Origin of the sequence: Pseudomonas sp. MPFS (assembly GCF_022537035.1) — a bacterium.
Classification (GTDB): Bacteria; Pseudomonadota; Gammaproteobacteria; order Pseudomonadales; family Pseudomonadaceae; genus Aquipseudomonas; species Aquipseudomonas sessilinigenes.
Genome location: NZ_CP066123.1, coordinates 4,576,372 through 4,598,626 on the forward strand (window position 1 = coordinate 4,576,372; position 22,255 = coordinate 4,598,626).

Annotated in this window: 21 protein-coding genes; 7 read left to right on the forward strand and 14 right to left on the reverse strand. The window is 65.5% G+C overall.

What is annotated here, in order from left to right:
- Positions 1-25: 25 nt before the first annotated feature.
- The gene (locus tag I9018_RS20960; protein ID WP_068582566.1) at positions 26-472 is read right to left on the reverse strand and encodes a helix-turn-helix domain-containing protein; all 447 of its coding nucleotides are present in this window, start codon (positions 470-472) and stop codon (positions 26-28) included.
- Between the two features lie 99 nt (positions 473-571).
- On the opposite strand from I9018_RS20960, the gene I9018_RS20965 reads away from it, so the two are divergent.
- Positions 572-1,819: an MFS transporter gene (locus tag I9018_RS20965; protein ID WP_241107407.1), complete on the forward strand. Its 1,248-nt coding sequence runs from the start codon at positions 572-574 to the stop codon at positions 1,817-1,819.
- Here the strand turns inward: I9018_RS20965 and I9018_RS20970 are convergent.
- The 8 genes from I9018_RS20970 to I9018_RS21005 all read right to left on the reverse strand — a co-directional run bounded on the left by I9018_RS20970 (position 1,783) and on the right by I9018_RS21005 (position 8,942).
- Positions 1,783-2,751, reverse strand: coding sequence for a spore coat U domain-containing protein (locus tag I9018_RS20970; RefSeq protein ID WP_241110183.1), 969 nt, complete (start codon positions 2,749-2,751; stop codon positions 1,783-1,785). The two genes, I9018_RS20965 and I9018_RS20970, sit on opposite strands and share 37 nt — an antisense overlap.
- Before the next feature lie 65 nt (positions 2,752-2,816).
- Positions 2,817-5,174, reverse strand: a complete 2,358-nt coding sequence (locus tag I9018_RS20975; RefSeq protein WP_241110184.1) for a fimbria/pilus outer membrane usher protein — start codon at positions 5,172-5,174, stop codon at positions 2,817-2,819.
- Between the two features lie 116 nt (positions 5,175-5,290).
- The gene (locus I9018_RS20980) at positions 5,291-6,082 is read right to left on the reverse strand and encodes a molecular chaperone (RefSeq protein WP_241107408.1); all 792 of its coding nucleotides are present in this window, start codon (positions 6,080-6,082) and stop codon (positions 5,291-5,293) included.
- Positions 6,083-6,128: 46 nt separating this feature from the next.
- Complete coding sequence (locus I9018_RS20985) at positions 6,129-6,629, reverse strand: spore coat U domain-containing protein (protein ID WP_068583023.1); 501 nt, start codon at positions 6,627-6,629, stop codon at positions 6,129-6,131.
- A gap of 4 nt (positions 6,630-6,633) precedes the next feature.
- Positions 6,634-7,170 carry a spore coat protein U domain-containing protein gene (locus I9018_RS20990; RefSeq protein WP_068583051.1) on the reverse strand — a complete coding sequence of 179 codons (537 nt, stop codon included), beginning with the start codon at positions 7,168-7,170 and terminating at the stop codon, positions 6,634-6,636.
- A gap of 75 nt (positions 7,171-7,245) precedes the next feature.
- Positions 7,246-7,782, reverse strand: coding sequence for a spore coat protein U domain-containing protein (locus I9018_RS20995; protein ID WP_068583020.1), 537 nt, complete (start codon positions 7,780-7,782; stop codon positions 7,246-7,248).
- Positions 7,783-7,802: 20 nt separating this feature from the next.
- Entirely contained in the window at positions 7,803-8,336 is a 534-nt protein-coding gene (locus tag I9018_RS21000) for a spore coat U domain-containing protein (protein ID WP_068583048.1), read from the reverse strand.
- Between the two features lie 105 nt (positions 8,337-8,441).
- Complete coding sequence (locus I9018_RS21005; protein WP_164487335.1) at positions 8,442-8,942, reverse strand: spore coat U domain-containing protein; 501 nt, start codon at positions 8,940-8,942, stop codon at positions 8,442-8,444.
- 244 nt (positions 8,943-9,186) lie between these two features.
- On the opposite strand from I9018_RS21005, the gene zapE reads away from it, so the two are divergent.
- Together zapE and I9018_RS21015 are read left to right on the forward strand one after the other, a co-directional pair.
- Positions 9,187-10,305 carry a cell division protein ZapE gene (gene zapE, locus I9018_RS21010; RefSeq protein WP_241107409.1) on the forward strand — a complete coding sequence of 373 codons (1,119 nt, stop codon included), beginning with the start codon at positions 9,187-9,189 and terminating at the stop codon, positions 10,303-10,305.
- Positions 10,306-10,386: 81 nt separating this feature from the next.
- The gene (locus tag I9018_RS21015) at positions 10,387-11,700 is read left to right on the forward strand and encodes a leucine-rich repeat-containing protein kinase family protein (RefSeq protein WP_068583010.1); all 1,314 of its coding nucleotides are present in this window, start codon (positions 10,387-10,389) and stop codon (positions 11,698-11,700) included.
- 71 nt (positions 11,701-11,771) lie between these two features.
- Here the strand turns inward: I9018_RS21015 and I9018_RS21020 are convergent, their stop codons facing one another.
- Both I9018_RS21020 and I9018_RS21025 read right to left on the reverse strand, forming a co-directional pair.
- Positions 11,772-12,476 carry a YebC/PmpR family DNA-binding transcriptional regulator gene (locus I9018_RS21020; RefSeq protein ID WP_068583007.1) on the reverse strand — a complete coding sequence of 235 codons (705 nt, stop codon included), beginning with the start codon at positions 12,474-12,476 and terminating at the stop codon, positions 11,772-11,774.
- Positions 12,477-12,634: 158 nt separating this feature from the next.
- A complete protein-coding gene (locus tag I9018_RS21025; protein ID WP_068583002.1) occupies positions 12,635-13,954 on the reverse strand; it encodes an MFS transporter in 1,320 nt (439 codons plus the stop codon).
- Positions 13,955-14,240: 286 nt separating this feature from the next.
- Between I9018_RS21025 and I9018_RS21030 the strand changes: the two genes are divergently transcribed.
- Entirely contained in the window at positions 14,241-15,122 is an 882-nt protein-coding gene (locus I9018_RS21030; RefSeq protein ID WP_241107410.1) for a LysR substrate-binding domain-containing protein, read from the forward strand.
- Positions 15,123-15,211: 89 nt separating this feature from the next.
- On the opposite strand, the gene I9018_RS21035 is transcribed toward I9018_RS21030, so the two are convergent.
- Positions 15,212-16,078, reverse strand: coding sequence for a LysR substrate-binding domain-containing protein (locus tag I9018_RS21035; RefSeq protein WP_241107411.1), 867 nt, complete (start codon positions 16,076-16,078; stop codon positions 15,212-15,214).
- 110 nt (positions 16,079-16,188) lie between these two features.
- Between I9018_RS21035 and I9018_RS21040 the strand changes: the two genes are divergently transcribed.
- The 3 genes from I9018_RS21040 (at position 16,189) to I9018_RS21050 (ending at position 18,955) form a co-directional block, all read left to right on the forward strand.
- Entirely contained in the window at positions 16,189-17,298 is a 1,110-nt protein-coding gene (locus I9018_RS21040; RefSeq protein ID WP_068582992.1) for a 2-aminoethylphosphonate--pyruvate transaminase, read from the forward strand.
- Positions 17,299-17,378: 80 nt separating this feature from the next.
- Complete coding sequence (phnX, locus tag I9018_RS21045) at positions 17,379-18,206, forward strand: phosphonoacetaldehyde hydrolase (RefSeq protein WP_241107412.1); 828 nt, start codon at positions 17,379-17,381, stop codon at positions 18,204-18,206.
- Between the two features lie 194 nt (positions 18,207-18,400).
- On the forward strand, positions 18,401-18,955 hold the full coding sequence (locus tag I9018_RS21050; RefSeq protein WP_068582987.1) for a cytochrome b: 555 nt from the start codon (positions 18,401-18,403) through the stop codon (positions 18,953-18,955).
- Here I9018_RS21050 and I9018_RS21055 read toward each other — a convergent pair.
- Positions 18,946-19,875, reverse strand: coding sequence for a pyridoxal-phosphate dependent enzyme (locus I9018_RS21055; protein WP_241107413.1), 930 nt, complete (start codon positions 19,873-19,875; stop codon positions 18,946-18,948). The two genes, I9018_RS21050 and I9018_RS21055, sit on opposite strands and share 10 nt — an antisense overlap.
- A 289-nt stretch (positions 19,876-20,164) precedes the next feature.
- The gene (locus I9018_RS21060) at positions 20,165-22,204 is read right to left on the reverse strand and encodes an NADPH-dependent 2,4-dienoyl-CoA reductase (protein WP_068582980.1); all 2,040 of its coding nucleotides are present in this window, start codon (positions 22,202-22,204) and stop codon (positions 20,165-20,167) included.
- Between the last annotated feature and the right edge of the window lie 51 nt (positions 22,205-22,255).

Consider the following 22,255-nt stretch of genomic DNA (forward strand, 5'->3'; position numbering starts at 1 on the left):
ATCCCTTCGCGCAGTCGTGCCAATCTCAAGCCACCGGTATGCGCAAACAGTCGTCCGGCCCCAGCAGCCGACCATCGGCGGAGCGCAACTCCAGGGCTCGCAGCGGTTGCCGGGTCTGGCGATCGACCAGGCGCGAATGCGCCTCCCCCTCCTCGTAGAAGAATGCCTCGCCCCATTGGCGCAAGCCAATGATCAGCGGGAACAGCCCCCTGCCCTTGTCCGTCAGCACGTACTCCTGGTAGGCGCTGCCATCGGAGGCTGGTATCACCTCCAGCACGCCATGCTCCACCAGGGTCCGCAAACGCGCGGAGAGGATGTTCTTGGCCATGCCGAGGTTGCGCTGGAATTCGCCAAAACGACGAATGCCGTCAAAGGCATCACGCACGATCAGCAAGGACCACCAGTCGCCAATGGCATCCAGGGAACGGGCCACCGGACATTCGGCGTCTGGCAGGCGGGTGCGTTTGACCATGGTGCAGGTGCTCCGATTGCGCTGGAAAGTGGTTGCAATATAAAACCATGATCACTACCGTACAACTGGTTTCATAATGAAACCCATACGGAGTGCGTCATGTCACATCCACCAGCAACGCCCCTGCTCTCGCCCAAGATCGTCCTGCTGTTCGCCACGGCCTGCGGCCTGGCCGTGGGCAACGTCTACTACGCCCAGCCGTTGCTCGATGCCATGGCCCGCTCCTTCGGCCTGGCACCTGCCACGGTGGGCATCGTCATCAGCCTGACCCAGGTGGGCTACGGTGTGGGCCTGCTGTTGCTGGTCCCCCTGGGGGACCTGGTCAACCGGCGCCGGCTGATCGTCAGCCAGACACTGCTCTCGGTCGTGGCCCTGCTGGCCGTGGCCCTGGCCCCCAATAGCGCGTGGTTGCTACTGGGCATGGCCGGCATCGGCTTGCTCGCCGTGGTGACCCAGGTGCTGGTGGCCTACGCCGCGAACCTGGCCCAACCGCAACAACGTGGGCACGTGGTCGGCATGGTCACCAGCGGCGTGGTACTGGGCATCCTGCTGGCACGCACCGTGGCCGGCACCATGGCCGACCTGGCAGGCTGGCGCTCGGTCTACCTGCTGTCTGCCGGGCTGACCCTGCTGGTGGCCCTGGCGCTCTGGCGCGTCCTGCCGACCACCGAGCAAGCGCCTGCCGTCCAGGGCTACGCGAAGCTGCTGGGCTCAATGCTGCAGTTGTTCAAGGAAGAAAAGGTCCTGCGCGACCGGGCGGTCCTGGCGATGTTGACCTTTGCCGCGGCCACCACCCTATGGACTCCGCTGGTGCTGCCGCTCAGTGCCGCACCGCTGTCGCTCAGCCACACCGAGATCGGCCTGTTCGGCCTGGCCGGCGCGGCGGGCGCCCTGGGCGCGGCGCGAGCCGGACACCTGGCCGATCGCGGCCTGGCCCAATGGACCAGTGGCCTGGCCCTGGGCCTGATGCTGCTGTCCTGGCTGCCCATCGCCTTCACCCAATCGTCCCTCTGGGCCCTGTTGCTGGGAGTGATCGGCCTCGACCTCGGCCTGCAGGCCATCCACGTCACCAGCCAGAGCCTGATCTACAGCGTGCGTCCCGAGGCCCAGAGTCGCCTGGCTGCCGGCTACATGCTGTTCTATTCCATCGGCAGTGCCAGTGGCTCCATTGCCGCCACCACCACCTACGCCTGGAGTGGCTGGATCGGCGTCTGCCTGCTGGGCGCCGGTATCACCGCCGTGGCCCTGGGCTACTGGCTGTGGAGCCTGAGCCCGCAGCAGGCTCGCGAACGCACCTGCGCAGAGCCACCTCAGAACCCCACGTCCAGCACCACGTTGTCCAGGTAGGTGCCGGCCGGCGGCGTGTTCTGGTCGGTATAGATCCTGGCGTTGTAGTTGAACACCTGGCTACCGGTGCCCAGGCCGTTGCCGGGATTGACCTCGGCATCGGTACTGGAGCGCCGGGCACTGCCGACGCTGCCCCAGCGGGTGGCCCCGGCACTCTTGAAGATGTCATAGGCCAGGTAATTGCCACTGGAGACCATGCGCCGCCGACCGCCAACGCTGATCGGGTTCTGGCCGTCGCTCAAACCCACGGTATAGGCACTGCCCTTGGTACAGGCCAGGTTGATGGTCTGGCCGCTGACCGTGGCGAAGGCACTGACCACCGGTGCGCTGCCGAAGCTGATGTTGGGTGCGGTGATCACGCAATCATTGGACACGGTCATGTTCACCGTGAGGCTCTGGGTACCACTGCCGACATCCCGCCCCAGGCAGACGCCCAGCAGGCCGATTCCCGAGCAATAGTTCCAGCTCCAGAAGATGCTCAGGTTCTCGGTATAGACCCCCGCCGCGACATTGCTGCCGGTGACGGTACCCAGGTAGATCGGCACCGTCTTGGCCACCGTGGGGCTGCCCAGCAGGCCCAGCAGGTCGATGATCGAATTGCGGGCGAAGTCGAACGCAGTGCCCCGGGTAATGGGATAGCTGGTGCTGTTGTTGGCATACAGGGTGTAGTTGATGACATCGCCGGTGGGCCCGACCATGCCGCTGGTGCTGGAGGTGATGGTGGCGTAGAAGTGGTCGGTGGTGGCCAACAGCGACAACAGCGAGCCGGTGCAGCTCAGGCCCGCATTGGTGGTGGAGGCCGGCTGGGAAGTGGTGCGCACCAGGATCGAGCTCACCGTACCGAAGCTCGCCGGGACCGTGCTGACCGTACTGCACAAGGCCTGGGCCGATGTTGCCAGCAGGCCCGCCACCAGCCCCAACAGCCCTTGCACCCCCGCTTTGCTCCCTACTCCCTTGAGATCCACCTTGCACACTCCTTCGCATCGTGTGGCGACAGTCATTGGCAGACCAACGGGCCGATCAATGGCACCTGCTGCTGTTGCATATCGATATCGAACTGCACCTGGCAGCCCTTGCCGTCCGCCAGGCCCACCTCCAGGGTGTTATGCGCCGAGAGGTTCTCCAGGTACACCAGGCCATCCCAGCCCACCACCGCCCGCGCCCCACTCGGCTGGTGAGTGACGGTACTGCCCAGGGGCAGTTCCTGCTGGTGGGCATCCACCAGGACGATGCTGGCGGCGATCACCCGGGTCAGCGGAAACTCCAGCAAATAGCCGCTGCCACGGCGTACCGCGACCCGTTGCTCGACATTCGGGCTCTGCACATTGCTCGGCAGGTTCAACGGATCGATCTCGTACTTGCCGCGGTAGTAGGCGCTGCTCCAGGGCACCAGCAGATGGCCGTTCTGGTCGGTCTGGCCCACCCGTTGGTTCTCATAGCGCACCGGGATGTCCTTGTAGCCACCGGTGCTGACCACCACGAACGCGTCGTCGATACGGTTGGCGGCGAACACCTGGCGGTCCATCCACACCAGCGAGCCACTGGCATCGGCCCAGCGCGTCTCGGCTTCACGCGTGCCATAGACCCCGGCCTGCAGGCGCACCGACTGCAAGCGCCAGGTGACATCGGCCTGGCGATAATCCGGGCCATCGCCGGTGGCATAACCGAGGTTGTAGCCCACGCCGCCCTCCAGCGGCACCGAGCGGCTGAAGTTGACCCGCTGGCGATTCTCCCCATTCTTGCTGCGCTCGTTACTCAGGCTCAAGCTGCCGTGCAGGTCGAACGGGATCACCAATTGCGCCTGCATGGCCCACTGGCTATTGCCGATTTCGCGGTTGGCCGACAGATAGAAACTGCTGTTGTGCCACAGCGGCTTGCTCCAGGTCAGGTTCAGCAAACGGGTGCGGGTCGCGTCTGCCGCGCGCACATCGAAATACCCCGCCCCCAGGCTGCCGAAGCGCTCCAGGTTGAGGCTCAGGGTCAGTTGTTCGCTGCGCTGGCTGAGGCTGGTGTAGGGCCTGTCGACCACCGTCAGGTCGGCGTATCGGTCGCGGCGCTGCATGCGCTGGTAGGCCAGGCTGTAGCGCTGGCTGTTGTATTGGTAGCCGAAGCTCAATTGCTGGCCACCGCTGCCGTCGAAGCGGCTCTGGCTGAGCGCGGTGTTGAGCACGCCGAACTGCCCCAGCCGCAGGTTGCCCCCCAACCCGCCCAGGGCCAGGGACTGCGAGCCCTCGGCATGGCTTTCCAGGGTCAGGCTGTCGCTCAAGCCATAGCGCAGGCTGGCGGACGTCACCCCCGGGCCATAGCTGAAGTCCCGCAGCGTGTAGTCCCGGCGCAAGGTCCCGGCAGCCACCGAGAAATCCGTCAGGCCCTCCTGCAACAGGGTGCTGGTGACATAGAACGGCACCGTGGTGGAGACCTGCCGCCCCAGGGCATCGGTGGTGACCACCACGGCCTCGCCGGCGCCATTGATGAAGGGGATGTTGGTCAAGGTATAGGGGCCAGGTTGCAGTTCGGTGCTGCTGGACTTGTAGCCGTTGATGAACAAGTCCACCGAGGACGGTATCGCAGCCTCCCCGGCGAACTGTGGCAAGGGATAGGTCACCAGGTCCGGGCGCACGCCGAAGTCCCGGGACACCTGCACCCCACCCAGGCGCACCGAACTGCTCCAGGGCAAGGCGCCGCTGACCACGTCGCCGGCCTCGTAGGTGAGCAAGCGCTCGTCATCGGAAAAGCGCCAGGTGGTGTCATAGCGCCGATAGCCGTTGTTCAAGGACAGGTCGCGAGCCCCGGACAGGGTCCGCCGGTACTGCCCGGTATTGGACAAGGTGCCCCAGGAGTCGAACAACCGCACCTCGTTGCCCGCTGCCAGGTAGGTCCCGCCATCGTCGGTGTCGTTCAGGTACAGGTCATAGTTGAGCACTGCGCCGAAACTGCTCAGCGCCGGGGTCCGCGGATAAACCTGGCGACTGCCGATGAGTTGCTCTGGCAGCCAATCCGGCGGCACGTCCAGCAACAAGCGCTGGCCCTGGCTGTCATAGTCGCTGTGCAAGCCCGGCAGGGCTTCGAGATCGACGTCTCGATCCAGCGCCTGTGGCAGCTTGACGCCGGTCTCCCGCAGGGCCTGGGCCTGCATGTACAACCGTCCCGCCCGCTGCTCCACCGCCACCACCTTGCCTGTGTCCATTTGATTGATCACCAGCTCCAGGAACAACTGTGCATCGGCCATCGACTCCATGTTCGCCGGTGGCGGGGGCAGCTCACCGGCCTGCAGAGGCGCGGACAGTGCCAGGCCCCACAGGCCTGCGAGCACTCCACTCCAGCACCGGAAACGACGAGCCGGGTCCTGGCTCATGGCGGGTTCAAGTCCATCTATGGACATCTCCATCCCTGGGCGGAGGCGCTACTGCGGGCGCCTCCGTCCGTACCTCCCCCTTGCCGCCAGCATCCGGGTGGCGATCAGCCCACCGCTCAGCGTGAAGGCGGCAGGTCCTGGACCTGCGGTGCACCATTGATTCGCAGTTGCAGGTTCGCATCGCTCGCCAGGGTCTGCGGCAACGGCCAGCGCATCACGGCCCCAGGCAACACGTAGCCCAACAGGCCCGGCGCCAGGGGACGGCTCTGCCCGCCCTGCTTGAAGGCAACATCCGTCAGCCGCGCATGCACAGCCCCCTGGTTACGCATTTCGAGGAAGGTCTTGCCCTCGGCGTTCACCTTGCGCCAACTCAGGTTCGGCACGCCGATGCTCTTAGGGTCCCTGGCCCGGGTCGTATCCTCCTTGCTCCACAGCCCCGCGCCATAGGCGAACAGCGGCACCGAATAACGCATCTGGAAACGGATGGCGGCCACGCTCTTGGCCTCCTCCTGGGAAGTGGCGGGCGTGGGGGAAGGAATCTCGTCGATGATGATCCGGTACGCCAGTTCCTGCCCCGGCGCAATGTCCCGGGTCCGGGTCAGGCGCACCAGTTGCTTCTGCCCGGGCTCGATCTTCGCCACCGGCGGGCTGCCGATGACATCGCGCTGGTTCTGGTACTGATCGGCAAAATCGCTCTGGCTCCAGGCGAAGACCCGGATCTGCAGGTTGGCAGTCTCGCTGCCACGGTTTTCCAGCCACAACGCGCTGGCCTGCTGGTCCGCCTCCAGCACCGGATCGATAGGCCAGATCAATACCGAACTGGCGGCCCAGGCTCCCGGGGCGCCGGACAACAGCCCGGCCAGTATCAGGTAACTGCAGGCCCGCAGGCCCCGTACAGATAAACGCATACTGCTACTCCTTGTCCGCCTGCCGGCTGGTCGTTGAATCGCCCCATCACCACGACAGCTGCACCTGCAGCACATCGCTGTACGTCCCCCCAGGCTGATTGCCCGGCAACTGCACCTGTCCATAGATCGGCAGGCTGATGTTATTGGCATCGCTGTAGGCCACCGCCACGCTCTGGCCGATCCCCAGGCTCTGGCTGTAGGCCGCATCCCGAAACAACTTGTACGCCACGCGGGCGGTACCGCTGGCGATCTGCATGTTCCGCCCGCCGTTGTTGTATTGGCCTCCATCCACCGTCATGTTCAGGGTCACCCCCGGGGTGCACTGCAATTGCACGCCACCGGTCAGGGCCACGTTCACCGTGGCGGTGGACAACGCCGACTGTGTACCGAATGCCAGGCTGCCGTAGTTGCTGACGCCCCCCACCACCAGGCAACCGGCAACGATGCTCGCGCTGACCTGGAAGCTCTGGCTCAGCGCTGCCCACACCGGCCAGGACAAGGCGCTGATGCCGGCCAGGGCCAATGCGGCAACGCCATGGCGGGCCATCGCATCAGAAACTCAACACGACCGAAACGGTATCGGTGTAGGTACCCGCCGGCAGTCCCGCCTTGCCTGTGGCCTTGCCATAAAGGTTGACGCTCTGCGCAGCCCCAGTGCTGGCGCCCAGGTTGATCACGCCATTGATCGCCACCAGCTGGGTATGGGCCGAGTCGGTGTACAGGTCGTAGGGCACGTAGTTGGCCACGCCGTCGTACAGCGCCCGGGTCCCGCCGGTGGATTTACCGTCGTTGATCCCGGCGGCAATCTTCAAGGTCGGTGAAGTGCCGCTGGAGCACTGGATCGACAAGGCCCCGCCGCCGCCCTGCAAGACCTGGGCATCCGCCTCGGTGAACAGGCTGTTGGTGGTGCCGAAGTTCAAGGCACCGAAGTTCAGGCCAGTGGTACCGCCCACTCCATTGACCAGGCAACTGCTGGTGAGAATCAGCGAAGCGCTGATCTGCCCGGTCACGGTGGTGGCGGCCTGGGCCTGGTTGAACAGGATCAGGCCCAGCAATGTCAGGCCCAGCCTGGATACGAATGCGTGCATCATGTGCGACCCCTGAGGCTTGTTCCGTCAAGCGTGAAGATCAGAGCAGGTATCGCCCCGCCCCGAATACCGGTATCAGAAGGTCAATTGCACGGACACCGTGTCGGTATAGGTACCCGCCGGCAGCCCGGCCTTGCCCACGGCCTGGCCATAGATGTTCACGGTCTGCGCCACGCCGGTGCTCGGCGCCAGGGCGATCACGCCGTTGATCGCCAGTAGCTGCGAATGCCCGGCATCGGTGTACAGGTCGTAGGGCACGTAGTTGGCCACGCCGTCGTACAGCGCCCGGGTCCCGCCGGTGGACTTGCCGTCGTTGCTGCCCCCCTGCACGGTGAGGCTCGGCGTGGTGCCGGCCGAGCACAGGATCGACAAAGCGCCGCCCCCGCCCCCCAGCACCTGGCCGCTGGCCGTGGTGAACAGGCTGTTGGTGGTGCCGAAGTTCAGGGCGCCGAAATTCAACCCGGTGGTACCGCCCACCCCGTTGACCTGGCAACTGCTGGTGAGGATCAGGGTCGAGGTGATCTGCCCGGTGACGGTGGTCGCTGCATTGGCCGTGGAGGCCATGAGCAGGCCCAGCAATGGCCAACCGATTCTGGATACAAGCGCGTGCATGGTGTACGTCCTCTCGTGGTTTACCAATCCAGCGTGATGGTCAGGGTGTCGGTGTAGACCCCTGCCGGAACCGCGCGGGTATTCGCGACCACAGAGCCGAACACCGGAATGGGGATCCGGCTGCCGCTGCTCACTGCGAAATTGCGCTGCTGGCCGATGCTGTAGCTGTCGCTACCGGAAGCATCGACGAACAATCGATAAGGGATGGTCAGGCGTCCATTGCTCAGGCGCCGGGTCGTACCGTCGCCATTGAGGCCGCCGTTGATGCTCACCGTGAAGCCGGTGACCGAGGGATTGCAAGCCACCTGCAACTGGCCGTCGGCACTGTTGGTGAGGCTCGCCTTGATCGGGTTGACCCAGGTCGGCCCCTGCTGGCCGAAGTCGAGCATGCCCGGGTCCGTGACGGGGTGGGTGGCGGAACCACCGCTACTGACCTGGCAACTGGCGGTGATCACCAGGCGCGCCTGGAACTGCCCACTGATGGCCGCTTGCGCATCGTCGACCACCAGGCACAGCGAACCCAGGGCGATGATCGTCCAGGTCTTGCCTTTCATTGCACCCATCCCGGTTCCATCAGGACTCCCATCCGAGCCGCCCAGCCACAACGGCTTCTTCCTGTTCTGCCCGGGTCCCCCGTGGCAGCGTTAACGACCCTGGCCCTACCAGGTCAAGGTCACCTTCAATACGTCGGAATAGCCCCCGGCCCGGGGAATCTCGGCCAAGGGCTCGATACGCCCGTACAGGGGCAGGTCCACCGTGCCGGAATCCGGCACCCGGCCGCTGACCGGGACATTGACCGGCAACGGGATACGTCGCGCCGGGTCCTGGTAGAGACGGTAAGGGATCGGCTTGCCGGAAGAATCATCGCCAGCCAGGTAGCGCACTTCACCGACGCCACCGTGCAGGCCGCCATCGATGCGCATCTGGTAGGGGGTATCGGGATTGCACTCCAGGCGTGGCTGGCGACTGCCACCCAGCGCCGCGCCCAATGGGCCGCGGGAATCATCCAGCCGTGCGGTGATACCGAAGTCCAGGGTGCCGAGCTGGGCCACCCCGGCGTCGCGCTGTTGCCCCACCAACTGGCAGCCACGCGCCACATCGACCCTGACCTGCACCTGCAAGTCAGCGGCTCCTGCCGTTACGCCGAGCAATGCGCTCATGACTGCCAAACCCTTACATCCATTCAAGGCCTCGATTCCCTGATGAGAAGCATTAGCTGCCATGAGGTTAGCAACCCGGGCCAAAACCGCCAGTTAGCGTATTGATACGCACGGCGGCACTGCCCGGGCGAGTTTGCCCTGCCACCCATGCCTTTTCGAGATTGCTCGGTGGCAGCTTTTCTATTGGTCAAAATGACACAGCGCTTTTAAGGTGGGCAGCCAGGAACCACCGGGGTAACCACCATTGGCCGCTTTACCGCCAACCTCCACTTCGACCCGCTCGCTCTGGCAGCGCTGGTTCGCCAGAAACTCCCGCCAACACGGGCATGGCGCCCAGCTGATCCACGACTACTTCCACCACAAGGCACAGGAACTGGGCTACACCCTGGGCCAGGGCCAACTGCGGGTGATCGACAGCCTGGCCAGCCAGGCGCAAGCCCTGCTGCACAACCCCCATCAGCTTCAGAGCCTGTACCTCTATGGCGCGGTGGGCCGGGGCAAGAGCTGGCTGCTGGACGGTTTTTTTCGTGCCCTGCCCATCGCCGAGAAACAGCGCCTGCATTTCCATGACTTTTTCACCCAACTGCACCAGGGCATGTTCCGCCACCAGCAGCGGGGCGATACCCTTGAGGCCACCCTCGACGAGTTGCTCGAAGAGTGCCGGGTACTGTGTTTCGATGAGTTCCATGTCCATGACATCGGCGATGCCATGCTCATCAGCCGGCTGTTCAAGGCCCTGTTCAAGCGCGGCATCCTGCTGTTGGTGACCTCCAACTATGCGCCCGAGGGCCTGTTGCCCAACCCGCTGTATCACGCTCGCTTCAAGCCTGTGATCGACTTGATCAACGCACGCATGCAAGTCCTGGAAGTCGGGGGCGACCAGGATTATCGAACCCAGGCCCGGACCCACGACCAACAGGCCTTCACCCGGGGCCAATACATATGGCCCGGGACCCAGGCCCAGCGCCAGGCACTGCAGCTACCCGAGCGCCATGTCCCGGCCACCCTGCTGCCGGTCGGTAGCCGCCAGTTGAGCGTCCGCCAGGTCCGCCAGCGCAGCATTCGTTTCGAGTTCGCTGATCTCTGCGAACAACCCACTGCCGTCATGGACTACCTGGAACTGAGTCGGCGCTTCGACACCTGGATCATCGACGAGCTGCCAGACCTGCAAGCCTGCTCGATCGCCGCCCAGCAGCGCTTCGTCAACCTGATCGACGTGCTCTACGACCAGGACAAGCAACTATTGCTGATCGGCCAACGCCCACTCACGCAAAGCCTGGGTGGCCAGGCCGTCGACCTGGCCCGCACCCGCAGTCGACTCGGACAATTGCAGCAGATTGGCCCAGAGCCCGTACTTGCCTGAGCAAGCGAACGCGCCAATGGCTATCATGTGCGTCCTTTCCCGGGGTTTAGGCCCTTTTCCTTTCGAGTGTTGACGCTGTTCATGGATACCCTTGCCCAACTGCGGGCCGGCCAGCTGGCCGGCATCAAGCGCCTGGACCTGTCCTGTGGCCTGACTGAATTCCCCCGGGAGATCTTCGATCTCGCCGACTCCCTGGAGATCCTCAATCTCAGCGGCAACGCCCTGCGCAGCCTGCCCGACGACCTGCACCGGCTGCCCCACCTGCGCATCCTGTTCTGCTCGGACAACCTGTTCAGCGAACTGCCCCAGTGCCTGGGCCGTTGTGCACACCTGAGCATGATCGGCTTCAAGGCCAACCGCATCGAACGGGTTCCGGCCGCCGCCCTGCCGCCCCAGCTGCGCTGGCTGATCCTCACCGACAACCGCATTGAGGAACTGCCGGACGAACTGGGGCGGCGCCCGCTGCTGCAAAAACTCATGCTGTCCGGCAACCGCCTGAGCGCGCTGCCGCAAAGCCTGGAGCAGTGCCAGCGCCTGGAGCTGCTGCGGATCGCCGCCAACCGCCTGACCGAACTGCCGCCGTTCCTGCTGGCCTTGCCGAGCCTGACCTGGCTGGCCTATGCCGGCAACCCACTGGAATCCCAGGTCGATGCCGCAGCCCTGGCATCCACACCCAGCATTCCCTGGGAGCAACTGGTGCTGGCACAGCGCCTGGGCGAAGGCGCTTCCGGGGTGATCCACCAAGCGCAGTGGCAGGCTCCCGGCCAGCCGCCACGGGCCGTGGCGGTCAAGCTGTACAAGGGCCAGATGACCAGCGACGGCTCACCGCTACACGAAATGCATGCCTGCATCAGCGCCGGGCTGCACCCCAACCTGATCCGGGTCGAGGGCCGCATCACCGGCCACCCCCAGGGCCAGGACGGCCTGGTGATGCAGCTGATCGACCCCAGCTATGCCAACCTCGCCGCGCTGCCGAGCCTGGACTCCTGCTCCCGGGACGTCTACCCGGAAGGCGTCCGCTACAACGCCACGGTCATCCTGCGCATGGCCAGGGGCATCGCCTCGGTCGGTGCCCATCTGCACGCCCAGGGCATTACCCACGGCGACCTGTATGGCCACAACACCTTGTTCGATGCCCAGGGCGACTGCCTGCTCGGGGACTTTGGCGCGGCCTCCTTCCACACCCAGGACGACACACCCCAGAGCCAGGCCCTGCAACGCCTGGAAGTACGGGCCTTCGGCATCTTGCTGGAGGAATTGCTCGATCGCCAGGATGGCTCGCTGGCCCCGGCGCAGCACCAGGGCCTGCGGGAACTGGTGCAACGTTGCCAGCAACCGCACGTCCTGGCGCGCCCGGCTTTCGAGCAGGTGATCCGCGAGTTGGACAACCTCTAGAAACGACTTCGCCGGCCAGCAGGCCCCCTTGCGGGAGCCCACTGGCCGGCGAACGAACCGTGCGGCGCGGCTTAGCCAGCCAGGCCGACGAACATATCCTGGACGTCGTCGTGGTTATCCAGGCCTTCGAGGAACGCCTCGACTTCGGCCATCTGCTCATCGCTCAGGCCACTGACCGGGTTCTTCGGCTGGTAGCCCAGCTTGGCCGACAGCACGGTGAAGCCTTGCTCCGGCAGGGCCTTCTGTACGGCGTCCAGGTCCGCAGGCTCGGTCAGGAACAGGGTCGCGCCCTCTTCGCCCGGCTCGAAATCCTGGGCGCCGGCCTCGATGGCCGCCAGCTCCGGATCGGCATCCGGGGTGTCCGGCGAGGCTTCGATCATGCCCACGTGGTTGAAATCCCAGGACACCGAACCCGAAGCGCCCAGCTGGCCCTTGCGGAAGGCCACGCGGATTTCCGCTACGGTGCGGTTGACGTTATCGGTCACGCACTCGACGATCAGCGGCACCTGGTGCGGGGCGAAACCTTCGTAGGTCACGCGGTGGTACTGCACGGTCTCGCCCAGCTGGCCCGAGCCTTTCTTGATCGCACGCTCCAGGGTTTCGCGAGGCATCGAGGCCTTTTTCGCTTGCTCGACCACCAACCGCAGGTGGGCGTTGGTGGCTACATCAGCGCCGTTGCGTGCAGCGATGGTGATCTCCTTCACCAGCTTGCCGAAGATCTTGCCCTTGGCATTGGCTGCTGCTTCTTTGTGTTTAACCTTCCACTGTGCGCCCATTACTCACTCTCTTTGATCTATGGCGTCGAGTTGGATTTGGCCGACGCGAGGCGCAAGTTTATACGTCCTCTGGGCCCTGATCGACCAAAAAGTCAGTAACCCGTCGCCTGGCCCGGGCTCGCGGCAATCGGGCCAGGCGCTCAGCAGGGCAGGACGCCTCAGGAACGCAGGGGCTTGGCCAACAGGCGCTCGCCAGGGACCGCCACAGGCTCTGGCTCACTCCCAGTGGGGCGGCTGTTCCAGAATGGCACCAGCAACAGCGCCGCCACCAGGGCGCAGCCGGCGAACAGCAGGAACACCGTCACCGTATCGAAGTAGCCCGGCAACAGGCCGCCGAGGATCGCCCCCACCGAACCGCAACCGTTGACGAAACCGGCCGCCGTGGCCCCGGCCCCGGCCGCGCCGAAATCGATGGCTGCCGCGCCGCTGATCATCGAGTCCGGTCCGTACAGGGTCAGGCCCATGACGAACAGCAGCGCCACCACCAGCGCCACGCTGCCGCTATGCAACGCACCCATGAACAGTCCCAGGCTCAGGGTCAGGGCCAGCAAACTGAGGACACAGGCCGGCATGCGCCGGGCGCCGAACAGCTTGTCCGAGGCCAGGCCGATCATGATCGGCCCAAGCAAGCCGGCCAGCTCGAAGGCCGTGGGCACGATCGCCGCGCCGACCTTGCCCACCGAGGGCATCTGCTCGTAGACGATCACCGGCCCCCATAGCAGGATCGCGTAGCGCGCCGGCTTGAGCAGGAAGTAGGCCAGCCCCAGCACCAGCACCGTGCGGTTGCGCAAGATCGCCCGCAACGGCGCCCAAACCCCAAGGCGGCAACCCTGGGCAGGTTCCTGGGCCGCGGGCTCCTCCTCAACCGCCGGGAGGCCCACGTCCTGCGGGGTATTGCGCTGGAAGATGAAGAACAGCAATGCGGTCACACCCACCACCGCGGCGCTGGAGATGAACGCCGCATGCCAGGTCCCCACCAGGGTGTAGGCCCACCAACCGGCAAAGGGCGAGGCCACCAGGCCGCCAAAGGCGTAGCACGAACTCCACAGCCCCAGGACCCGTCCCCGTTGCTCGGCGGGAAAGAAACTCCCGATGTTCTTGCACAACCCCGACCAGCCGGTGGATTGCGCCAGCCCCTGGACCAGCATGCAGGTGGCGAACACCGGCAAGGTGGCGAAACTGCCCATGACCAGCGCCGCGATGGCGGAAATCAGCAGGCCGCCCAGTACCACCACCCGCGGGCCGAAGCGGTCGGCGAACATGCCCCAGGTGAACTGCCCCACGGCGTAGGCCGCCAGGTAGATGGCATCGAGGTTGGCCATGGCCATCTTGTCGAGGGTGAAGTCGGGATCGTCGGCGATCCCCAGCTTGGCGACGGAAAAGGCTTTGCGGGTGAAATAGAACGCCGCGTAGGCGATCCAGGTGATGGCGAAAATCTGCACGCGCCAACGTTTGATGGTGCCGATCTGCTTGTTCATCGTGATTCTGACCTCAGGGTGAGTGTGCCGGCAGGATGCAAAGCAAACGCCTGTGTTTTTTGTTGTTGAGCACGGCGGCAAGGCCCTTGTGGCGGGCGCTGCCGGTCAGACGGGGCCTGTTGCGCTCCCGGGCGGGAGGTTGCGAGCGCACGCACAGGCCCCAGGCCCCGATGGCGGTCGACCGACCGGTCACCGGGCCTTGAAAGATGGAAGCAATTAGCAATTAATAAATGAAATCGATTTATCGTATTTCAAATATAAGCCCAGCTTGTAAGAGGCCCTCGCCATGTCGGTTTCCCATGCACAGTTGAAAGCCTTCCATGCCGTGGCCGTGCACGGCAGCTTCACCCGGGCCGCCGAACGCCTGTACCTGACCCAACCGGCCATCTCCGACCAAGTGCGCAAGCTGGAGGAGCGTTTCGGCGTCCTGCTGTTTCATCGCAACAAGCGCTCGGTGCAGCTCACCGACCTCGGGCAGCGATTACTGGCCATCACCCAGCGCCTGTTCGTCGCCGAAGCCGAAGCCAAGGAGCTGCTGCAGGATTCCCAGGCCTTGCAGACCGGCAGCCTGGTGCTGGCGGTGGATGCGCCAGTGCACGTGCTGGCGCAGGTCGCCCGCTTCTGCCAGTTGTATCCGGGGATCAACGTGCGCATCGAGACCGGCAACACCGACGAATCCCTGCTGCGCCTGTTCAGCTACCAGGCCGACCTGGCCCTGCTGGGACGCGAGGTGGACGATGAGCGCCTGTGGTCGCTGACCCTGTGCAATGACCCGATGGTGGCGTTCGTCTCGCGCAATCATCCCTGGGCCGGGCGCCAGTCCATCTGCCTGGCCGACCTCGACGATACGCCCATGGTGCTGCGGGAAACCGGCTCGGTGACACGCCAGATCGTGGAGGCGGAAATGCACCGTGCCGGGCTGCGGATCCGCCCGGCGATCCAGGTCGAGGGCCGGGAAGCGGCGCGCGAAGCGGTGGTGGCGGGTATCGGCGTGGGCGTGGTGTCGGCGGCGGAATTCGGTGCCGACTCGCGGATCTGCGCCCTGCCTATCGTCGACTGCCAGCAGCGCATGACCGAAACCCTGGTGTGCCTGCGCGAACAGCGCTCGCGACGGATCGTCGCCACCTTCCTCGACCTGGTGCTCGACAGCCAACCGTCCTCCCTGTAGCCGCTGTCGAGCCACGGCGAGGCTGCGCGAAGGTCCGCAGGACCTTGCCCCGCGCCTGCTACGCAGCCGTACACAGCCTGCGGCAGCGGCTATAGGGCTTGCGGGGCGAGGCCGAGGAAGGCCTGGATCAGCCGCAGTTCCCGGCGCCGCTCCAGGCAACCGATCATGTGCTGGTTGACCAGGCCCGCGCCACGAAGCGGTACCACCCGCACCCGTGGGTCGTGGCCCACTTCCTGCGAGCTGACGATCCCGACCCCCAGGTGCGCCGCCACCGCCTCGGTCACCGCCTCGCGACTGTCCAGTTCCAGCAGCACCCGGGGCTGCACCTTGGCCAGGGTGCACGCCCCGTCGAAGGTGCGGCGGGTGATGGAGCTGGGCTCGCGCAGCACCATGATCACCTGGTCCAGTTGCTCGATGGCGATGCCTTCGGCCAGCTCCAGCCACTCATGGCCCTGGGGCACCAGGGCGCACATCCGCGACTGCCCGAGGCTTTGCAGGTGCAGGCCCTTGCGCTCCTCGACCTCGGTCAGCACCGCCACGTCGGCATGCTCCGAGAGCAACGCGGCCAGGGTCTCCTGGGCGTTGCCCAGGCGCAGGTTGACAGTCACCCCCGGATAACGCTCGCGCAGGCGGGCCAGCATCGGCATGACCACGTGCGGGCCGTCCGCCGCCACTTCCAGGCGCCCGGTCAGCAGCTGGCGATTGGCCTCGAGCATGGCCTGGGCTTCTTCGGCGAGGCCGAACATCGCCCGGGTGATGGCCGCCAGCTTGGTACCCTCCTCGGTCAGCTCCACCCGCCGGGCGGTACGTCGCAGGAGGGTGATCTGGTAGTGCTCCTCCAGGGCCTTGACGTGCCCGGTGACCGCCGGCTGGCTGATGAACAGGCGTGCGGCGGCCCGGGTGAAGCTGCCTTCACGGGCCACGGCATCGAACGCACGCAGTTGGAAAAAATTCATATCTATCGGCCTCACTTATGGCAGGCATAACAACAAACAATTTGATTGATAATAAGGCAAATTGCAATTTAGTCGCCGTAGCTTGCTCCCATCATCTTCGAGGACACAGCATGAGCATCGCCGAGCCAATCCTGCTTACCCCCGGCCCCCTGACCACTTCCGCCCGTACTCGTCGGGCGATGCTGGTGGACTGGGGCTCCTGGGATCGCGACTTCAACCAGCTGACCGCCAGCCTGTGCGAGCAACTGCTGGCCATCGTCAACGGCCAGGCCACCCATCACTGTGTCCCCCTCCAAGGCAGCGGCACCTTCGCCGTGGAAGCCGCCATCGGCACCCTGGTGCCCCGCGATGGCAAGGTCCTGGTGCTGATCAATGGCGCCTACGGCCAGCGCCTGGCGAAGATCTGCAAGGTCCTGGGCCGCGCCTACAGCACCTTCGAGACCGCCGAAGACCAACCGACCACCGCCGCCGACGTCGATCGCCTGCTGGCCGCCGACAACGCCATCAGCCACGTGGCACTGATCCACTGCGAAACCAGCACCGGCATCCTCAACCCTCTGCCGGAAATCGCCCAGGTGGTCGCCCGCCACGGCAAGCGCCTGATCATCGACGCCATGAGCTCCTTCGGCGCCCTGCCGATCGATGCTGCCCAAGTGCCGTTCGAGGCCCTGATCGCCGCTTCCGGCAAGTGCCTGGAAGGCGTTCCGGGCATGGGCTTCGTCTTCGCCGAGAAACACGCCCTGGCCGGCGCCGAAGGCAACTGCCACTCCCTGGCCATGGATCTGCACGACCAACAGGCCTATATGACCAAGACCGGCCAGTGGCGCTTCACCCCACCGACCCATGTGGTCGCGGCCCTGCACGAAGCCCTGGTGCAATACAACGAAGAAGGTGGCCTGCCGGCACGTCACCAACGCTACGCCGACAACTGCCGGACCCTGCTCGAAGGCATGGCCAAGCTCGGCCTGCGCAGTTTCCTGCCCAGCCAGATCCAGGCGCCGATCATCGTCACCTTCCATGCCCCGCGTGATCCGCGCTACCAGTTCAAGGACTTCTACGAACGCGTCAAGGCCAAGGGTTTCATTCTCTATCCGGGCAAGCTGACCCAGGTGGAAACCTTCCGCGTCGGCTGCATCGGCGTGGTGGGGCCTGCGGGCATGCAATCGGCAGTGGACGCCGTGGCCCAGGTGCTGCGGGAAATGGAAGTGCTGGATATCTGATCGCCCCGACACCGTGCCCGCCGGGCACGGCCCGAACCCATTCGGCGAGCGTCCTCGCCTCTTGTACAGGTCCTTGAACGATGAACTACACCAACCCCAACCAGCTGCAAGCCGCGATCCTCGACTGGGCCGGCACCGTGGTCGATTTCGGCTCCTTCGCCCCGACCCAGATCTTCGTCGAGGCCTTCGCCGAGTTCGATGTCCAGGTCTCCATCGAAGAAGCCCGCGGCCCGATGGGCATGGGCAAGTGGGACCATATCCGCACCCTGTGCGACCTGCCGCAAGTAGCGGAGCGCTATCGCAAGGTCTTCGACCGCACCCCGACCGACGCCGACGTCACCGCCATCTACGAGCGCTTCATGCCGTTGCAGATCGAGAAGATCGCCGAGCACTCGGCCCTGATCCCCGGGGCCCTGGAGGTCATTGCCAAGCTGCGTGAGCAAGGCATCAAGATCGGTTCCTGCTCCGGTTATCCGAAGATGGTGATGGACCGGGTGGTGGCCCTGGCCGCGACCAACGGCTATGTCGCCGACCACGTGGTGGCCACCGACGAAGTGCCCAACGGCCGCCCCTGGCCCGCCCAGGCCCTGGCCAACGTGATCGCCCTGGGTATCGACGATGTCGCCGCGTGCGTGAAGATCGACGACACCGTGCCGGGGATTCTCGAAGGCCGCCGCGCCGGGATGTGGACCGTGGCCCTGACCTGCTCGGGCAACGCCCTGGGCCTGACCTACGAGGGCTACCTGGCACTGGCCAGCGATACCCTGGCCAGCGAGCGCCAGCGTATCCACAAGCTGTTCGAGCCGTCGCGCCCGCACTACATGATCGACACCATCGCCGACCTGCCCCAGGTGATCGCCGATATCAACCAGCGCCTGGCCCGGGGAGAAATGCCCCAGGGACAATAAGCCCATCGATCAAGAACGACAGAACGGCGACATTCACCCGTCGCCGTTTTTTTTCATCGACTTGAGGCCAGAACCACCGTCCAAGCGACGAAAGCCCCCGGCACGCCAGGCAAACCTAAAAAAACCGGCTTACAGTTAAAGCACTCCGTCGCTCAAGAACGGAGGCTTCAGACCTGATGACCGAGGAATCCCGTATGCCGTGGAAAAACACCGAGGCGCGCTATAGCACCATGACGATCGCCCTGCACTGGCTGATGCTGGTGCTGTTGGCCGTGGTCTACGCCTGTATCGAATTTCGCGGCATCTTCCCCAAGGGCAGCGGCGGTCGCACCTTGATCACCGAGGCTCATTTCATGCTCGGCCTGACCGTATTCCTGCTCGTCTGGCTGCGGCTGTTCGCCCGGGCCCAGGGCGTGGCACCACGGATCGAGCCCACGCCGCCGTCATGGCAGAGGCTGCTGGCGACGCTGATGCACTGGGCGCTGTACCTGTTCATGATCGCCATGCCGCTGCTGGGCTGGCTGACCACCAGTGCCAAGGGGCACCAGGTGATGTTCTACGGCCTGGACCTGCCGTTGCTGCTGCACGAGGACAAGGCCCTGGCCAAACAGCTCCAGGGCTGGCACGAGTTGCTGGGCACTCTGGGCTACTGGCTGATCGGCCTGCATGCCCTGGCGGGGCTCTATCACCACTATGTGATGCGCGACAACACCCTGCAGCGGATGTGGCGCCAGCGCGGTCAGGCCTGACCGGTAAATCCGCGGCGTCCCTGCAACCCTCCGGTGTGGACGAAGATCAACCGACAACCCGGTGCGAAGCGCCCGGCCCGGACCTGCTCGTAAAGGGCCAGCAGGGCCTTGCCGGTGTACAACGGCTCCAGCGGTAAGCCGCTGGCCTTTTCGGTCTGCTCGATGAACGCCTCCAGCTCCCGGTCCACCTTGGCGAAACCGCCACGGCTGGCGTCCAGCAAGGCATAACCTTCGAGCGCCCTGCCCGCCTCCCCCAGGATACCGGCGACTTGCTGTGGCACTCCGTGGTCCATCGGCACCGCCAGGGCACCCTGCACCGGGTGCGCACCGGCCTCGGCCAGGACCAGCCCGGCCAGCGTGGTACCCGTACCGGCGGCCAGCCACCAACCGTGATAATCGCTCCAGCCCAGGGCCGGCAGTTGCGAGCGCACCTGCTCCAGCAGCGGCACGCAGCCCAATGCACCGGCCAGGCCGCCGCCGCCCTCGGGTGCCGGGTACAGGTCGGGGTACTGGGCCTGCCAGGGTGTCCAGAAGCCCGGTTGGTGGCGCGCCCGGTAGCCGCCGTAGCCAAGCCAGTGCAACTGCATGCCGAAGCGCTCCAGGTCGAGCACGGTCGGGGTGTCCTGGCGCTGCCCGCGCAACAACCCGACCGTGGCGAAGGCGAAACGCTGGCCGGCGGCGGCCAGGGCATGCAGGTGATTGGAATGGGCGCCGCCGAGGCTGATGATGCCCCGCGCACCCTGGCGGCTCGCTGCCTGCAGGTGGTGGTTGAGCTTGAACCACTTGTTGCCGCTGATCAGCGGATCGATCAGGTCCAGGCGCAGTACCGCCACCTCGACCCCGGCCTGGTGCAGCCAATCCAGCTCCAGTCGCTGTAGCGGCGCCTGGGGCAAACGATCGAAGGACTCGGCAAGGGACATCGCGGGCAACTCGGCAGACAGGGACGCGCATTCTAGCAACCCTGGACAAGATCGCCGGCCCCAACGAGACAGGCTTCGTGTAGCCGCTGCCGAAGGTTGCGCAAAGGACCGCAGGGCCTTCAGGGGCGAGGTGCAGGGGGCGAGGATCGCCGTGCCCCTGCGGGGCAGGTAAGGAATCGCGGCCGTCAGAGGCCAAGGGGAAGGTGCAGGGATGGAAGATCGTCGGCCCCCTGCGGGGCAGGCGCAGCCTTCGGCAGCGGCGACAGGGCCGCTGCCGAGGCCGGAGGGATCAAAGTTCGGCAGCCAGGCGCGAACCCTGGTTGATGGCGCGCTTGGCATCCAGCTCGGCCGCCACATCGGCGCCACCGATCAGGTGCACGTTCTGCCCCGCGGCCACCAGGCCATCGTGCAGTTCGCGCAGCGGGTCCTGGCCGGCGCAGATCACCACGTTGTCCACCGGCAGGACCTGGGGCTCACCCGCTTCGCCGATGCGGATATGCAGGCCGGCATCGTCGATCTTCAGGTACTCGACGCTGTTGAGCATCTGCACCTGCTTGTTCTTCAAGCCAGTGCGATGGATCCAGCCGGTGGTCTTGCCCAGGCCGTCGCCGACCTTGCTCTTCTTGCGCTGCAGCAGGAACACCTGGCGCGCCGGAGCATGGGGTTCGGCCTTGATCCCGGCGATGCCACCGCGAGCCTGCAAGTGGGTGTCGATGCCCCACTCCTTCCAGAACGCCTCGCGATCCTGGCTGGTAGCCACGCCCTGGTGCACGAGGAACTCGGAGACGTCGAAGCCGATGCCGCCAGCACCGATCACCGCGACCTTCTGCCCCACCGGCTTGCGCTCGAGCAGCACGTCCAGGTAGCTCAGGACCTTGGCGTGCTCCACCCCGGGAATCGCCGGCACCCGTGGCGCGATACCGGTGGCGAGGATGATTTCATCGAAACCGCCGGCCACCAGTTGCTCGACATCCACCCGGGTATCCAGGCACAGCTCGACGTGGCTGGTCTGCAGCTTGCGCTTGAAGTAGCGCAGGGTCTCGTAGAACTCTTCCTTGCCCGGCACGCGCTTGGCGATATTGAACTGGCCACCGATCTCACTGGCCGAATCGAACAGGGTCACCTGGTGCCCACGCTCGGCGGCCACGGTGGCGGCGGACAAACCGGCCGGGCCGGCACCGACCACGGCGATCTTCTTGATCTGCTGGACCGGCAGGTAGTTGAGCTCGGTTTCGTGGCAGGCGCGGGGGTTGACCAGGCAGCTGGTCAGCTTGCCGCCGAAGGTGTGGTCCAGGCACGCCTGGTTGCAGCCGATGCAGGTGTTGATCTCGTCGGCACGGCCGGCGGCGGCCTTGTTGACGAAGTCCGGATCGGCCAGGAACGGCCGGGCCATGGATACCATGTCGGCATCGCCCTCGGCCAGGATCTGCTCCGCCACTTCCGGGGTATTGATGCGGTTGGTGGTGATCAACGGGATGCCCACCGAACCCCGCAGCTTGGCCGTGACCTTGCTGAACGCAGCGCGCGGCACCTTGGTGGCGATGGTCGGGATGCGCGCTTCGTGCCAGCCGATACCGGTGTTGATGATGGTGGCGCCGGCCTTCTCGATGGCCTGGGCCAACTGCACGATCTCTTCCCAGGTGCTGCCGCCTTCCACCAGGTCGAGCATCGACAGGCGGAAGATGATGATGAAGTTCGGCCCTACCGCTTCGCGCACCCGACGCACGATCTCCAGCGGCAGGCGCATGCGGTTCTCATAGCTGCCGCCCCAACGGTCGGTACGGTGGTTGGTATGAGCGGCGAGGAACTGGTTGATGAAGTAACCCTCGGACCCCATGATCTCGACGCCGTCGTACTCGGCCTTCTGGGCCAGGGTCGAGCAGGTGACGAAGTCGCGGATCTGCTTCTCGATGCCTTCCTCGTCCAGCTCCTTGGGCTTGAACGGGTTGATCGGCGCCTGGATAGCGCTGGGCGCGACCTGCTTGGGGCTGTAGGCATAGCGCCCGGCGTGCAGGATCTGCATGCAGATCTTGCCGCCGGCCTCGTGCACCGCGCGGGTGACGATCAGGTGCTTCTGCGCCTCTTCCTCGGTGGTCAGCTTGGCGGCCCCGGAATACACCCCGCCCTCATCGTTGGGGCCGATGCCGCCGGTGACCATCAGACCCACGCCGCCACGGGCGCGCTCGGCGAAATACGCCGCCATGCGCTCGAAGCCGCCCGGCTTTTCTTCCAGGCCAGTGTGCATGGAGCCCATCAGGGTCCGGTTGCGCAGGGTGGTGAACCCCAGGTCGAGGGGGGCCAGCAAATGCGGGTACGGGGCAGCAGCCATGGCGTCACTCCAGATCGGGCTATCACGGTAGGTGCGAAAGCTCTGCGGCTT

What these genes read in the sequence shown, in the direction of transcription:
- I9018_RS20995 (WP_068583020.1), bottom strand. Translation starts at nt 7,782, where the DNA reads ATGCACGCGCTTGTATCCAGAATCGGTTGGCCATTGCTGGGCCTGCTC.
- I9018_RS21030 (WP_241107410.1), top strand. Translation starts at nt 14,241, where the DNA reads ATGTCGGTTTCCCATGCACAGTTGAAAGCCTTCCATGCCGTGGCCGTG.
- I9018_RS21060 (WP_068582980.1), bottom strand. Translation starts at nt 22,204, where the DNA reads ATGGCTGCTGCCCCGTACCCGCATTTGCTGGCCCCCCTCGACCTGGGG.
- I9018_RS21025 (WP_068583002.1), bottom strand. Translation starts at nt 13,954, where the DNA reads ATGAACAAGCAGATCGGCACCATCAAACGTTGGCGCGTGCAGATTTTC.
- I9018_RS21020 (WP_068583007.1), bottom strand. Translation starts at nt 12,476, where the DNA reads ATGGGCGCACAGTGGAAGGTTAAACACAAAGAAGCAGCAGCCAATGCC.
- I9018_RS21000 (WP_068583048.1), bottom strand. Translation starts at nt 8,336, where the DNA reads ATGAAAGGCAAGACCTGGACGATCATCGCCCTGGGTTCGCTGTGCCTG.
- I9018_RS21040 (WP_068582992.1), top strand. Translation starts at nt 16,189, where the DNA reads ATGAGCATCGCCGAGCCAATCCTGCTTACCCCCGGCCCCCTGACCACT.
- I9018_RS21050 (WP_068582987.1), top strand. Translation starts at nt 18,401, where the DNA reads ATGCCGTGGAAAAACACCGAGGCGCGCTATAGCACCATGACGATCGCC.
- I9018_RS20960 (WP_068582566.1), bottom strand. Translation starts at nt 472, where the DNA reads ATGGTCAAACGCACCCGCCTGCCAGACGCCGAATGTCCGGTGGCCCGT.
- I9018_RS20985 (WP_068583023.1), bottom strand. Translation starts at nt 6,629, where the DNA reads ATGGCCCGCCATGGCGTTGCCGCATTGGCCCTGGCCGGCATCAGCGCC.
- I9018_RS20975 (WP_241110184.1), bottom strand. Translation starts at nt 5,174, where the DNA reads ATGAGCCAGGACCCGGCTCGTCGTTTCCGGTGCTGGAGTGGAGTGCTC.
- I9018_RS20980 (WP_241107408.1), bottom strand. Translation starts at nt 6,082, where the DNA reads ATGCGTTTATCTGTACGGGGCCTGCGGGCCTGCAGTTACCTGATACTG.
- I9018_RS21015 (WP_068583010.1), top strand. Translation starts at nt 10,387, where the DNA reads ATGGATACCCTTGCCCAACTGCGGGCCGGCCAGCTGGCCGGCATCAAG.
- I9018_RS21005 (WP_164487335.1), bottom strand. Translation starts at nt 8,942, where the DNA reads ATGAGCGCATTGCTCGGCGTAACGGCAGGAGCCGCTGACTTGCAGGTG.
- I9018_RS21055 (WP_241107413.1), bottom strand. Translation starts at nt 19,875, where the DNA reads ATGTCCCTTGCCGAGTCCTTCGATCGTTTGCCCCAGGCGCCGCTACAG.
- I9018_RS20965 (WP_241107407.1), top strand. Translation starts at nt 572, where the DNA reads ATGTCACATCCACCAGCAACGCCCCTGCTCTCGCCCAAGATCGTCCTG.
- I9018_RS21035 (WP_241107411.1), bottom strand. Translation starts at nt 16,078, where the DNA reads ATGAATTTTTTCCAACTGCGTGCGTTCGATGCCGTGGCCCGTGAAGGC.
- I9018_RS20990 (WP_068583051.1), bottom strand. Translation starts at nt 7,170, where the DNA reads ATGCACGCATTCGTATCCAGGCTGGGCCTGACATTGCTGGGCCTGATC.
- phnX (WP_241107412.1), top strand. Translation starts at nt 17,379, where the DNA reads ATGAACTACACCAACCCCAACCAGCTGCAAGCCGCGATCCTCGACTGG.